This is a genomic window from Pelagerythrobacter aerophilus (assembly GCF_003581645.1).
GTDB lineage: Bacteria > Pseudomonadota > Alphaproteobacteria > Sphingomonadales > Sphingomonadaceae > Pelagerythrobacter > Pelagerythrobacter aerophilus.
The window spans coordinates 90,741-103,787 of sequence record NZ_QXFK01000018.1 but is presented as its reverse complement, the minus strand read 5'-3'; the positions used below and the strand labels follow the sequence as shown (position 1 = coordinate 103,787).

Genomic DNA, 13,047 nt, shown 5'->3' with positions numbered 1-13,047 from the left:
GTCCTGCCTAGCGGGTTATTGGGCGCAAACGTTTTCAGGGTCGGCGAGTACCCACTCGCCTTCGCCCGCGGTCAGCGTCGCCTTGTTGCGGAGATATTCGTCTTCGCCGAGACCGTATTCGCAGATCACGTCGGTCGAGCCGAACCCGGCGCGCTTGCAGACGGCCGTGTTGACCGGCTTAAGTTCGGGGCACGCCTCGGCCAGTATGCCGGTGAGAAGCTCTTGATCCGGCGCCGGCAGCGAGGGCGTGGCGGGCGCAGTGGGAGTCTGCGTCGGTGCCGGCTCGGGCGCCGGTTCCTGGCCGCAGGCGGCGAGGGCGAGGACGGGAAGGAGGAGAGCGATCTTTTTCACGATAATGTTCCGGTAGCTGGCCTTAGAGCGCTTCGGCGCCGGCGATGATTTCGATGAGTTCGGTGGTGATCGCGGCCTGGCGGCTGCGGTTGTACTGGATGGTGAGCTTGTTGATCAGCTCGCCCGCGTTGCGCGTCGCGTTGTCCATCGCGGTCATCGACGCACCCTGTTCGGAGGCGGCGATTTCCAGCAGCGCGCCGAAGACCTGTGTCTTGACGTAGCGCGGCAGCAGCTCCTCGAGGATCGCTTCCTCGTCAGGCTCGTATTCGACCACTGCATCGGCGGCGCCGGCTTCGGCTTCGGCCTGCGGAGCGGGCACGGGGATCAATTGCTGAACGGTGGGATCCTGCGCCAGCGCCGACTTGAAGATCGGATAGACGAGGTGCGCGACGTCGAACTTGCCCGCCTCGTACATCGCGATCAGTTCGTCGGCGATCGCTTCGGCTTCCCCGAAGCCCGGATCGCGAACCGTGCTGGTGTCGAAGTTCTGCTCGATCCGGTCGGCATAGTCGCGCTTGATCGGCGCGCGGCCCTTCTTGCCGACGAGGTAGAACGTGACGTCCTTGCCCTCGGCGATCAGTGCGCGCGCCTTGATCTTCGCGGCCTTGACCACGTTGGCGTTGAGCGCACCACACAGGCCCTTGTCGGTGTTGACCACCACCAGCAGATGGCGCTTGTCGCCGCCCGTACCGGCCAGCAGACGAGGCGCGCTGTCGCTGCCGCCGATCTTGGCGGCGAGCGAAGCCATGACCGCGGACAGCCGCTCGGCATAAGGACGCGCAGCTTCCGCCGCGGCCTGCGCCTTGCGCAGCTTCGCCGCCGCGACCATCTGCTTGGCCTTGGTGATCTTCTGGGTCGATTTGACCGAGTTGATCCGGCCCTTGAGTTCCTTGAGTGAAGCCACTCTCGTTTCTCTTTCTCGTCACCCCGGGAAGCCGGGGTCGCTATCATCCAGGTCGTACCTAGCGGCACGAGACCCCGGCTTTCGCCGGGGCGACGGCCGTTAAGCGAACTGCTTGGCGAAGGTATCGAGCGCTTTCACCGTGCGGCTCTTCACATCGTCTTCGAACTTGCCGCTCTCGCGGATGTCCTCGAGCACGTCGGCGTGTTCGCTGCGCATGTAGCTGAGCATCGCCGCTTCGTACTCGGTCACCCGGTTCGTCGGGATCGCATCGAGATAGCCGTTGGTGCCGGCGAAGATCGACACGGTCTGCTCCTCGAACGGCATCGGGCTGAACTGGGCCTGCTTGAGAAGCTCGGTCAGGCGCGCACCGCGGTTGAGCAGCTTCTGCGTCGCGGCATCGAGATCCGAGCCGAACTGCGCGAAGGCGGCCATCTCGCGGTACTGCGCGAGCTCCAGCTTGATCGAGCCGGACACCTTCTTCATCGCCTTGGTCTGCGCGGCGCCGCCGACGCGGCTCACGGACAGGCCCACGTTAATCGCCGGACGGATGCCCTGGTAGAACAGGCCGGTCTCGAGGAAGATCTGCCCGTCGGTGATCGAGATCACGTTGGTCGGGATGTAGGCCGACACGTCGCCCGCCTGCGTCTCGATGATCGGCAGCGCGGTCAGTGAGCCGCCGCCGTTGGCCGTGCTCATCTTCGCCGCACGCTCGAGCAGACGGCTGTGGAGGTAGAACACGTCGCCCGGATAGGCTTCGCGACCCGGCGGGCGGCGCAGCAGCAGCGACATCTGGCGGTAGGCGACGGCCTGCTTGGAAAGGTCGTCGTAGACGATCACGGCGTGCATGCCGTTGTCGCGGAAGAACTCGCCCATCGCGCAGCCGGTGTAGGGCGCGAGGTACTGCAGCGGGGCCGGCTCGGAAGCGGTCGCCGCGACGACGATGGAGTATTCCATCGCGCCGTTCTCTTCGAGCTGGCGGACGATCTGCGCCACGGTCGAGCGCTTCTGGCCGACGGCGACGTAGATGCAGTAGAGCTTCTTGCCCTCGTCGTCGCCCTGATTGACTTCCTTCTGGTTGATGAAGGTGTCGATCGCGACGGCGGACTTGCCGGTCTGGCGGTCGCCGATGATCAGCTCGCGCTGGCCGCGGCCGACGGGCACGAGCGCGTCGATCGCCTTGAGGCCGGTCTGGACGGGTTCGGAAACCGATTCGCGCGGGATGATGCCGGGGGCCTTGACCTCGACGCGGCGGCGCTCCGTGCTCTCGATCGGGCCCTTGCCGTCGATCGGGTTGCCGAGCGCGTCGACCACGCGGCCGAGCAGGCCCTTGCCGACCGGAACGTCCACGATCGTGCCGGTGCGCTTGACGGTGTCGCCTTCCTTGATCTCGGCGTCGGAGCCGAAGATCACGACGCCGACGTTGTCGGCCTCGAGGTTGAGCGCCATGCCCTGAATGCCGTTGGCGAATTCGACCATCTCGCCGGCCTGGACTTTGTCGAGGCCGTGGATGCGGGCGATGCCGTCACCGACCGAAAGGACGGAGCCGACTTCGCTCACTTCGGCTTCGGTGCCGAAGTTGGCGATCTGGTCCTTGATGACCTTGGAGATTTCTGCGGCGCGGATTTCCATGTTCGTGTCTTCCTTCGAAGCCTTGTGGCGTCAGCCCTTCATGGCGTGGGCAAGAGAATTGAGGCGGGTGCGGATCGAACCGTCGATCCGCTTCGAACCGATGGTGACGACGAGCCCGCCGAGGAGGTCGGGGTCGACGCTCGTTTCCAGCTTCACGGTGCGGCCTTCGCGTGCGGTCAGCTTGTCCTTGAGCGCGGCGAGCTGCGCGTCGGTGAGCGCGTGGGCACTGGTGACTTCGGCCGAAACCTCTCCGCGCTGCGCGGCGGCGATCGCGCGGAAGGCGCGGATAATCGCGGGCAGTTCGCCGAGCCGGCGGTTGGCGGCGAGCACGCCGAGGAAGTTGCCGGCCAGTTCGCTGAGGCCGAGCAGCTTGGCAACACCGGCCATGGCCGCGCCCTGCGCCTTGCGGCTGAGTTCGGGGTTGGTGGTCGCGGCGCGCAGATCGCTCGATTCGGCGAGCGCCTCGGACAGCTTGGCAAGGTCCGATTCGACGGCCGTAACCGTGCCCTGCTCAGCGGCAAGGTCGAACAATGCCGAGGCATAACGCCCTGACAGGCTAGCCTGAATACCGGCGGAAATCTCCACGCGTCTCTCGTCCTTTGAAGGTCCGGAAAATAGCGGTGCATGGCCATGCCGACATGAGCGGATGAACCGCACCCGGCAAAGCTGGCGCGCGCCTAGCACCGGCCTTGCTGCGATGCAACCCGACTCGGCCACCGGCCGCAGTACCCTATCGCTTTGCCTCGCAGGAATAGACCAGCCGTTCGTTCGGCGCGGCGGGGAGCAGACCGGTCACGCCCGACTGCAGGTCGGCGACGTTGCTCGCGGCTTCGGGCGCGCCGCACTTGGGCGGCGTATAGGCGTCGCGCGCGGTGCGAGCCTCTGTCATTGCGCTGCGGCCAAGAAGATAGCGATCGTTGCGGAACGTGCCGGTCGCCGGATCGAACTGATTGACCGAAACGGTATCCTCCTCGTCCGGCACGAACACGCGCGACCAGGTCCCGCCGGAGAAGCCGTATTGCGTGCGGCCGTTGACGCAGCCGTCCTCGCGCCAGGAGAATTCGAGCTCACGATCGGGCGCGCCGACGATACGGCTGCGCGAAAGGTCGAGGGTGCAAACCAGCATGCCGTCACCGGTCGCGCTGGCGCCCGGGGCGTCGGGCGTGTCGCCGCCCTCGTTCGCCACGGCGGCGACGCGGCGGTTGATCTCCTCGAGGCCGGGGCGGGTGAACCAGAGCGCCAGCGCCGCGATCGCCGCGATCGCGCAGATCGTGCCGGCGATCATCAGCTTGCGCTCGCCGCCTTCGCCCTCCTGCCGCGCCTGCCACGCGGCAAAGGCTGCGCCGGTGGCGATCAGGGTAAGAAGGAAGGCAAGGGCCATCGCGTTCTCACGGTCGGTCTGGACCGATTCGCGCGCCTCGTCCTCGACACGTTGCCGCTCTTCGCGGGCTTCGGCGGTGCGCGCCGCGAGCTGCTGGCGCGCTTCCGCCTGTTCGTGCTCGACCCGCGCGCGCTCGGCCTCGTTCAGGTCGTCGAGGCTGCGGCAGGGCAGTTCGGTCACCCGCGGCTCGACATCGTTCGCCTGGAGGAAAGGCAGCAGTTCGCGCGTCGAGACCGCGAAATAGAACTCTCCGTCGGAGCCGTCCGAATCGGTGCCGAAGCTGTTGACGCCGATTACCCGCCCGCATCCGTCGAGCAGCGGCCCGCCTGAGTTGCCACGCGCGATGGGCGCGGTGTGGAGGATGGTGTCGAACAGGCGGCTCGGCCGCTGGCCGGAAATGAACCCGCGGCTCTTAACCGGCGGCTGCGACTGGAAGATATCGCGCATGTCGAGCCCCTGCGCGCGGTCGACGTTCATCGGATACCCGACCGCCGAGACCTCGCCGTCGCGCACCGGACCGGCTGCGACGGTTAGCGGCGGCAGGCGCAACTCGCCCGTGATCTCAACCAGTGCCAGATCGTTGCTGGGGGAGACGGCGACCGGCCGGGCATAGGCCGCCGCTTCGCCACCTTCGCTCGGCACGATGCCGATGCGCAGCGTATCGTCCTGCAGGGCTTCGCGCACGACATGCGCATTGGTGACGATCTTCTTTGGCGCCACGGCAAAGCCGGTCCCGTGGCTGACCGGGAAGACTTCCTGCCCGTCGGTGCCGATGATCACCACCCGCACCACGCCGCGCGCGGCCGCGTCGACGTCGGCCGGATCGGCCTGTGCCGCGGCGGGAAGGAACAGCGCAAGCAGCGCGGCGGCCAGGGTGAGCAGACGCATCATCTACACGGCTTCTAGGGGAGTCTCCGTTTTGACCGCAAGGTCCGGGATGCAGCCGTCCTCAAGTGCGCGCATGTCAGTGACAGACAGCACGAAAGGATCGCTTGTCATGACCTATCGCATCCGCGGGCTCGACCCCGCGCAGTTCGCAGACCGTTTTGCGATGGAGCCCGGCGCACTGGCCGCTTCGCTCTCGCAGTGCCTGACGGTGGGGCCGGACGGTTACTACCCCTGCCGCGTCAGTCTCGAGGACGCTGCGCCGGGCGAGGAAATCCTGCTCACGAACTTTACCAATCACGCGGCTGACACGCCCTACCGCAACACTTTCGCCATTTATGTGCGGCGGACGGCGGATCGTGCTGCCGAATTCGTCGACAGCCTGCCGCCGGTGCTGCGCGCGAGGCCGATCGCGCTACGCGGCTACACCGCGGCAGGCCTGCTGCACCGCGCCTCGCTGGCGCTGGAGGACGACGTGGACACTGTCATCCGCGACCTCCTGAAAGAGGAAGACATTGCCTATATCGATGCGCACAACGCGAAGCATGGCTGTTTCGCCGCGCGGATCGAACGGTATGAGGAGCACTGACATGCTTAACGACGATCTTGCCTGGGCCGCGGTCCAGCGGCGCGACCGCAGCTTCGACGGCCGTTTTGTGACCGGGGTGCTCACCACCGGCATCTATTGCCGCCCTTCGTGCGCGGCACGCCATCCGAGCCGCGAGAACGTGCGCTTCTTCGCCAGCGGCGCCGACGCGCGCGCCGCAGGGCTGCGACCGTGCAAGCGCTGCCTGCCCGACGACGTCGCCCGCGATGAAGCGGCGGTGCTCGCCGCGATCGACGAGATCAAGCAGGGCGTCGACGGAGCCGACAGCGCGCCCTCGCTCGACGAGCTGGCGCAGCTCACCGGCTATTCGCCGAGCCATTTCCAGCGCGTGTTCAAGCGCGCGACGGGCCTCTCGCCCGCCGCCTACGCCCGCGCTTTGCGCGCCGAGCGTGCCCGCGACGCGCTGAGCGGCGGGGCGAGCGTAACCGAAGCGATCTACGAGGCGGGCTATTCGGGGCCGTCGCGATTCTACGACGATGCGAGAGGGAGGCTGGGCATGGCGCCGAGCGCATGGGCCGATGGAGGCCAAGGAGTCACGATTCATTGGGCCGTCGTCCCGACGACGATCGGGCCGATGCTCGTCGCTGCCACGGATAAAGGCGTATGCCGCCTCTCGTTCGACGAGGACGAGGCCGAATTGCGCCGCCGTTTCCCCAAGGCCGATCTGGTTCAGGGCGGCGCCGAATTCGAGAAGCTGTTGGCCGAGGTCGTCGCCTCGGTCGAATCGCCGGGCGATTTCGCGCACATCCCGCTCGACGTGAAGGGCACGGCTTTTCAGGAAGCATGCTGGAAGGCGCTGCGGGAAATCCCGCCGGGCGAAACCCGCAGCTACGCCGACATCGCAGCCGCTGCCGGCAACCCCAAAGCGGTTCGCGCCGCGGGCAGCGCCAACGCGCGCAACAACGTCGCCGTGCTGATCCCCTGCCACCGCGTGATCCGCAGCGACGGCGACCTCGGCGGCTATGCCTACGGCCTCGACATCAAGCGAGAACTTCTCGCGCGGGAGAAACAAGGATGAATGCTTTGAAGGACCAGTTCGCAGCACTCCACCGCCCCGGCGCCCCGGTGCTGCTTTACAACATCTGGGACGCCGGCAGCGCGCGCGCCGTGGCCGCAGGGGGCGCCCCCGCACTCGCTACCGGCAGCTATTCGCTCGCGGAAGCCAACGGCTTTCCCGACGGAGAGGGAATCCCGTTCAACTTGTTCCTCGATTGCCTGCGCCGCATCGCTCGCGCGGTAGACGTGCCGGTTTCGGCCGATTTCGAAGGCGGCTTCGCGGTCGATCCGGTGCATCTCACCGAGCATGCGAAGCTGCTAGCTGAAACGGGCGTCGTCGGTTGCAACTTCGAGGATCAGACGGTCGGCGGTGCAGGCCTGCACTCCGTGGAAGGGCAAGCCCGCCGGGTGGCCGCCGTCGCGGCCAGCGGGCTTTATGTCAACGCGCGCACCGATCTGTTCCTCAAGCCGCTGTTCGCCGGCGGCAACCCCAACGACCGCACCCTGTTGAGCGAAGCGCTCGAGCGGGCCGCTGCCTACAAGGAAGCTGGCGCCCAATGCTTCTTCGTCCCCGGCATGAGCGATCCGGAGCTCATCGCGGAGACTTGTCAGCGCGCTCCGCTGCCCGTCAACGTGATGATGCGCGCCGGCATGCCCGACCTCGCGACGCTGACCGAAGCTGGCGTTGCTCGCGTCAGTTGGGGACCCGTCCCGTGGAGCGAGGCCATGGCGCGCCTCACCGAGGAAGCGCGGGCGCTCTACGCCTGAGCTACACGAAGCTGTATGGATCCACATCCACGCTCACCCGCACGCCGCGGGGGAAGTCGAGGGCACCGAGCCACTGGCGGATCACGTCCTGTACTTGCGCGCTGCGGCGGGCGTTGATGAGCAGGCGGTAGCGGTAGCGGCCGCGCAGCAGCGACAGCGGCGCGGGTGCTGGGCCGAGGATGGCGATGTCCTGGTGGTCGGGGCGCGTCCCGCCGATCGCGCGGGCGGCTTCCTTGGCTTCGGCCTCGTCCTCGCTCGAAACGATGATCGCGGCCCAGCGGCCGAACGGCGGGGCGCCCGCGTGGCGGCGCGCCTCGGTCTCGGCTGCGTAGAAGGCGTCGCGGTCGCCGGCCGCGAGAGCGGCGATGACAGCGGCTTCGGGATGGCGCGTCTGGATCAGGACCTGCCCCGGCTTGTCGCCGCGACCGGCACGGCCGGCCACTTGCGCGATCTGCTGATAGGTGCGCTCCGCCGCGCGCAAGTCGCCGCCCTCGAGGCCGAGATCGGCGTCGACGACACCGACCAGCGTCAGCTCGGGAAAATGGAAGCCCTTGGTCACGAGCTGCGTGCCGACGATCACGTCGATCGCTCCGGCTTCGACTTGCGAAACGAACTCCGCCGCTTTCTCCGGTGAGTTGAGCGTGTCGCTGGTCGCGACCGCGACGCGTGCCTCGGGCAGGATTTCGGCGACTTCGTCCGCGATCCGCTCGACGCCCGGGCCGCAGGCGACCAGGCAGTCGGGCTCGCCGCACTCGGGGCAGGTCGCGGGCGGGGGGGTCTCGTGACCGCAGTGGTGGCAGGCGAGCCGGCGGCTGAAACGATGCTCGACCAGCCACGCGGTGCAGTTGGGGCACTGGAAGCGGAACCCGCAGTTGCGGCATAGCGTCAGCGGAGCATAGCCGCGGCGGTTGAGAAACAGCAGCGACTGCTCACCGCGCTCCAGCCGCATCGCCAGTTCCTCCGCCAGCCGCGGGGCGAGCCAGCGGCCGCGCTCCGGCGGTTCCTCCGTCAGGTTCAGGGTCTCGATCGCCGGCAGCTCGGCCGCGCCGAAGCGGCTGGGCAGTTCGAGGCGTTCGTAGGTTCCGCTCTCGGCCATTTGCAGGCTCTCGAGTGCCGGTGTGGCGCTGGCGAGGATCACCGGAATGCGCTCGAAATGCCCGCGCATCACCGCCACGTCGCGCGCGTTGTAGCGGACCCCTTCGTCCTGCTTGAAGCTGACCTCGTGCGCCTCGTCGACCACGATCAGGCCCAGCCGCGCATAAGGAAGGAACAGCGCCGACCGCGCGCCGACGACGACTTGCGCGTCCCCGCTCGCGATCGCGCGCCAGGCGCGGCGGCGCTCGGTCGACTTGAGTGAGGAATGCCAGACCACCGGCGGCGCACCGAACCGGTCCTCGAACCGGCGCAGGAACGCCTCGGTCAGCGCGATCTCGGGCAGGAGGACGAGGACCTGCCGGCCCAGGCGCAGCGCGGCGGCGAGCGGCTCGAAATAAGTCTCGGTCTTGCCGGAGCCGGTCACGCCGTCGAGCAGGAAGGGCGCGAACGCATCGGCGCCGACGGCCTCGACCAGCCGGTCGGCGACTGCGCGCTGGTCCGCGGTCAGCTCTGGCAGGGCGTGGTCGGGATCGCCGCGCGGGTAGGGGCGGTCGCAATCGACGACGACCGGTTCCAGCACGCCCTGGTTCACCAGGCCGCGCAACACGCCGTCCGACACGCCGGCGAGTTCGGCCAGCTCGCGGATCGTCGCCTGCTCGCCTTCGAGCAGTTCCATCGCCCGCTCGCGCTGCGGCGTCATGCGTTCGGGCATGCCGCCGGTGAGGCGGTATTCGGTGACGGTGGCAGGTCCGCGCAGCGCCCCGCCGCTGGCGATCACCATGCGTGCAACGGAGGAGAGGAGGGCGCAGTAGTAGTCTGCCGTCCACTCGATCAGCCGGCGAAGCTCGGGGCTGAGCGGCGGGACCGGCAGCACTTCGATCAGCGGGCGCAGCTTGGCGTCGGGAACGGGATTGGCCGGCAGGCGCTCTTCGTCCCATACCACCCCGACGATCTGGCGCGGGCCGAGCGGCGCGGCCACGACCGAGCCCGGCCCGACCGTCATCCCCGGCGGCACCGAGTAGTCGAGCGCGCCGAGCGCGGCATTGAAGACGAGGAGACGGACGCGGTTCATCGGATCGCGCCCATATGAGAGCGGCGGGGCGCCGGCGGCAAGACGGGGCCGGGCGAAATGTCCGGTTTGTTGCTCGCCGGAGGGGGCCCGGAAGGCCTAGCCGTCATTGGGTGGCTTGGCTAAGGCGGACGGGAATCGCCAATCGGAGCCGAACATGAAATTCTTCGTCGACACCGCCGACACCGCCGAGATCGAGGACCTGGCCACGACCGGCCTGCTCGACGGCGTCACCACCAACCCCTCGCTGATCGCAAAGTCGGGTCGCGACTTCATGGAAGTGACCAAGGAAATATCCAGCCTCGTCGACGGACCGGTGAGCGCCGAGGTCGTCGCCCTCGACCACGAGACGATGATGAAGGAGGCCGAAGTCCTCCGCAAGATCGCCGACAACGTCTGCATCAAGGTGCCGCTGACGATCGACGGCCTGAAGACCTGCAAGGCGCTGACCAGTGACGGAACGATGGTCAACGTCACGCTGTGCTTCTCGGCCAACCAGGCGCTGCTCGCGGCCAAGGCCGGGGCGACCTTCGTTTCGCCGTTCGTCGGACGTCATGACGACAACGGGTTCGACGGGATGGAGCTTATCAGCGATATCCGCCTGATCTATGACAATTATCTGTTCGATACGGAGATACTCGTGGCCTCGGTGCGGCACGCGACGCATGTGCTCCAGAGCGCAAAGATCGGCGCCGACGTCGCGACCATGCCGCCGAGCGTGATCCGGGGGCTGTTCAAGCACGTGCTGACCGACAAGGGCATCGAAGGGTTCCTCGCCGACTGGGCGAAGACCGGGCAGACGATCCTGAAGTGAGACGGACGCGGACGTAATCTTGGCCGACCAGACTCCCCTCGACCGCTTCAAGCAGGCGCTGACCGGAACGGCGCGCGCCCTCGCGCGCGAGCCCGAGGTCGAGGTCGCCTGGAGCGCCGACGCGCCTGCGGCCAACGGCAAGAATTTCCGCGTCCCGCTCCCCGGACGTACCCTGCCGTCGGAGCAGGCCCGCGAGGCGCGCGGCTTCGCCGACAGCTTCGCGCTCAAGTTGCGTCATCACAACGCCGCGCTGCACGCGCGCGGGGCGCCGTCGGAACCGGTCGCGCGCGCCTGCTACGATGTGGCCGAACAGGTCCGCTACGAGGCGCTCGGAGCGAACAATTTCAGCGGCATACGCGAGAACCTTGATGCCGCGGTGGAGCTGCGCACGGCGAGCGATCCGATTGCGCGGGCGCAGAGCGAGAACGACGTTCCGCTGCAGACCGCGCTGGGCCTGATCCTGCGCGAGCGGCTGACCGGGGCGCCGATCCCCGAACGCGCGCGCGCCGGTGTCGAAATGGTGCGCGAGTTCATCGAGGCGCGAGCCGAGCCCGATCTGGAAGCGCTCGCGCTCTCGCTGGACGATCAGAAGGCATTCCAGTCACTTGCGCTGGACATGTTGCGCCACCTCGAACTCACCCGGCCGGAGGAGAACGAGAGCGGCGACAACGAGGAAGGCGACGAAGAGGACGGCCTCGATCAGGACGAGGATCAGGACGAGGGCGAGGACACCGGTGAGGCCGAGCCGCAGACGACCGAGATCGCGGGCGAGCCGAGCGAGGGCGAAGGCGACAGCGAGACCGACGGCGATACCGAGTCGAGCGAGGAAATGGCCGACGGCGAGCCTTCGGAAGAAGGCGACGAGGGCATGCTGCCCGTCCGCCCCAACCGCCCGTGGACCGACATCCCGAACGATTTCGAATACACCTACTTCACGGACAAGTTCGACGAGATCGTCGAGGCCGGCGAGCTGTGCGACGCCGAGGAACTCGACCGGCTTCGCGCCTATCTCGACAGCCAGCTCGCCGGGCTCCAGTCGGTCGTCACCAAGCTTGCCAATCGCCTCCAGCGGCGCCTGATGGCGCAGCAGAACCGGAGTTGGGACTTCGACCAGGAAGAAGGGCTGCTCGATGCCGCGCGCCTCGCACGCGTCGTCATCAGCCCCGGTCATTCGCTGAGCTACAAGGTCGAGCGCGATACCGAGTTCAAGGACACCGTCGTCACCCTGCTGATCGACAATTCCGGTTCGATGCGCGGGCGGCCGATCTCGATCGCGGCGATCAGCGCGGACATTCTCGCGCGCACGCTCGAGCGGTGCGGCGTGAAGACCGAGATCCTCGGCTTCACCACCCGTGCATGGAAGGGCGGGCAGAGCCGCGAAGCCTGGCTCGCCGACGGCAAGCCGCCGCATCCCGGCCGCCTCAACGACCTGCGGCACATCGTCTACAAGCAGGCCGACGAGCCATGGCGTCGGGCGCGCCGCAATCTCGGCCTGATGATGCGCGAGGGGCTGTTGAAGGAGAACATCGACGGCGAGGCGCTGCTCTGGGCGCACCAGCGCCTGCTCGGCCGCTCGGAGGATCGCCGTATCCTGATGGTGATTTCGGACGGCGCGCCGGTCGACGATTCGACCCTGAGCGTGAACAGCGCCGGCTATCTCGAAAGCCACCTGCGCCGCGTGATCGAGTGGATCGAGAAGCAATCCCCGGTCCAGCTCGTCGCCATTGGCATCGGCCATGACGTCACCCGCTACTACAAGCGCGCGGTGACGATCATGGACGTCGAGCAACTGGGCGGCACCATCATCGAACAGCTCGCCGGGCTGTTCGAGGCGGAGTGAGCCGATCGTGAACGTGTCCCAAGCGGTCGCCAGCCGCCGTTCGATCCGCGCCTTCCTCGACAAGCCCGTCGATCGCGCGGTTCTGGCGCGGGTTCTGGAGCAGGCGCAGCGGGCGCCGTCGGGCGGGAACACGCAGCCGTGGCACGGGCTCGTTCTCACCGGCGAGCCGCTGCAGCGCCTGTTCGCGCGGATTGCGGAGGAGTTCCCCAGGGGCCGCGCGGCGCATGCGCCGGAGTATCACATCTACCCGCCGGAACTCGACGGCGCCTACGAGCAGCGCCGGTTCGGCGTGGGCGAGGACATGTACGGCGCGCTCGGTGTCGCGCGGGAAGACAAGGCGCAGCGCCTCCAGTGGTTCGCCAACAACTTCCGCGCATTCGGCGCGCCGGTGCTGATGCTGGTCCACACGCCGAGATACATGGGGCCGCCGCAGTGGTCCGACATCGGCATGTGGCTGCAGACCATCATGCTGCTCCTGCGCGAAGAGGGGCTCGATTCGTGCCCGCAGGAGGCCTGGGCGGTCTATTCGCCGCAGATCCGCGAAGTGGTCGAGATCCCGGAGGATCACACCTTCTTCTGCGGCCTCGCAATCGGCTGGCGCGATCCGGAGGCGCCGGTGAACGGCTTCCCCGTCGCCCGCGCGCCGCTGGGAGAGGCGATCCGCTGGCAGGGTTTCGGCGCTTGACCGCGAGCCCGCGCGCGGGCCAA

General features: G+C 67.9%; 12 protein-coding genes. 6 read left to right on the top strand and 6 right to left on the bottom strand.

Annotated features, from left to right (window positions below; genetic code table 11):
* Positions 1-15 precede the first annotated feature (15 nt).
* The 5 genes from D2V04_RS11335 to D2V04_RS11315 form a co-directional block, all read right to left on the bottom strand.
* Entirely contained in the window at positions 16-351 is a 336-nt protein-coding gene (locus D2V04_RS11335) for a hypothetical protein (protein WP_228766392.1), read from the bottom strand.
* A 22-nt stretch (positions 352-373) separates the two neighbouring features.
* Positions 374-1,255, bottom strand: a complete 882-nt coding sequence (locus D2V04_RS11330; RefSeq protein ID WP_119513810.1) for a F0F1 ATP synthase subunit gamma — start codon at positions 1,253-1,255, stop codon at positions 374-376.
* Positions 1,256-1,354: 99 nt separating this feature from the next.
* The gene (atpA, locus tag D2V04_RS11325; protein ID WP_119513809.1) at positions 1,355-2,884 is read right to left on the bottom strand and encodes a F0F1 ATP synthase subunit alpha; all 1,530 of its coding nucleotides are present in this window, start codon (positions 2,882-2,884) and stop codon (positions 1,355-1,357) included.
* A 30-nt stretch (positions 2,885-2,914) separates the two neighbouring features.
* Entirely contained in the window at positions 2,915-3,469 is a 555-nt protein-coding gene (locus D2V04_RS11320) for a F0F1 ATP synthase subunit delta (RefSeq protein ID WP_119513808.1), read from the bottom strand.
* 145 nt (positions 3,470-3,614) lie between these two features.
* Positions 3,615-5,156 carry a trypsin-like peptidase domain-containing protein gene (locus D2V04_RS11315; RefSeq protein ID WP_119513807.1) on the bottom strand — a complete coding sequence of 514 codons (1,542 nt, stop codon included), beginning with the start codon at positions 5,154-5,156 and terminating at the stop codon, positions 3,615-3,617.
* Positions 5,157-5,262: 106 nt separating this feature from the next.
* Between D2V04_RS11315 and D2V04_RS11310 the strand changes: the two genes are divergently transcribed.
* Genes D2V04_RS11310 through D2V04_RS11300 form a run of 3 tightly spaced genes read left to right on the top strand, consistent with a single transcriptional unit; the run spans position 5,263 to position 7,521 of the window.
* Entirely contained in the window at positions 5,263-5,739 is a 477-nt protein-coding gene (locus D2V04_RS11310; protein WP_119513806.1) for a DUF1203 domain-containing protein, read from the top strand.
* Position 5,740: 1 nt separating this feature from the next.
* Positions 5,741-6,775, top strand: a complete 1,035-nt coding sequence (gene ada, locus D2V04_RS11305) for a bifunctional DNA-binding transcriptional regulator/O6-methylguanine-DNA methyltransferase Ada (RefSeq protein ID WP_119513805.1) — start codon at positions 5,741-5,743, stop codon at positions 6,773-6,775.
* Complete coding sequence (locus D2V04_RS11300; protein WP_119513804.1) at positions 6,772-7,521, top strand: isocitrate lyase/PEP mutase family protein; 750 nt, start codon at positions 6,772-6,774, stop codon at positions 7,519-7,521. The genes ada and D2V04_RS11300 overlap by 4 nt, the downstream gene beginning before the upstream one ends.
* 1 nt (position 7,522) lies before the next feature.
* Here the strand turns inward: D2V04_RS11300 and D2V04_RS11295 are convergent, their stop codons facing one another.
* The gene (locus tag D2V04_RS11295) at positions 7,523-9,688 is read right to left on the bottom strand and encodes a primosomal protein N' (RefSeq protein ID WP_119513803.1); all 2,166 of its coding nucleotides are present in this window, start codon (positions 9,686-9,688) and stop codon (positions 7,523-7,525) included.
* A gap of 154 nt (positions 9,689-9,842) precedes the next feature.
* Between D2V04_RS11295 and fsa the strand changes: the two genes are divergently transcribed.
* From fsa to D2V04_RS11280, 3 genes are read left to right on the top strand one after another with little or no spacing between them, the layout of a single operon-like run.
* The gene (gene fsa, locus D2V04_RS11290; protein WP_119513802.1) at positions 9,843-10,499 is read left to right on the top strand and encodes a fructose-6-phosphate aldolase; all 657 of its coding nucleotides are present in this window, start codon (positions 9,843-9,845) and stop codon (positions 10,497-10,499) included.
* Between the two features lie 19 nt (positions 10,500-10,518).
* The gene (cobT, locus tag D2V04_RS11285) at positions 10,519-12,339 is read left to right on the top strand and encodes a cobaltochelatase subunit CobT (RefSeq protein WP_119513801.1); all 1,821 of its coding nucleotides are present in this window, start codon (positions 10,519-10,521) and stop codon (positions 12,337-12,339) included.
* Between the two features lie 7 nt (positions 12,340-12,346).
* Entirely contained in the window at positions 12,347-13,024 is a 678-nt protein-coding gene (locus D2V04_RS11280) for a nitroreductase (RefSeq protein ID WP_119513800.1), read from the top strand.
* Positions 13,025-13,047 lie beyond the last annotated feature (23 nt).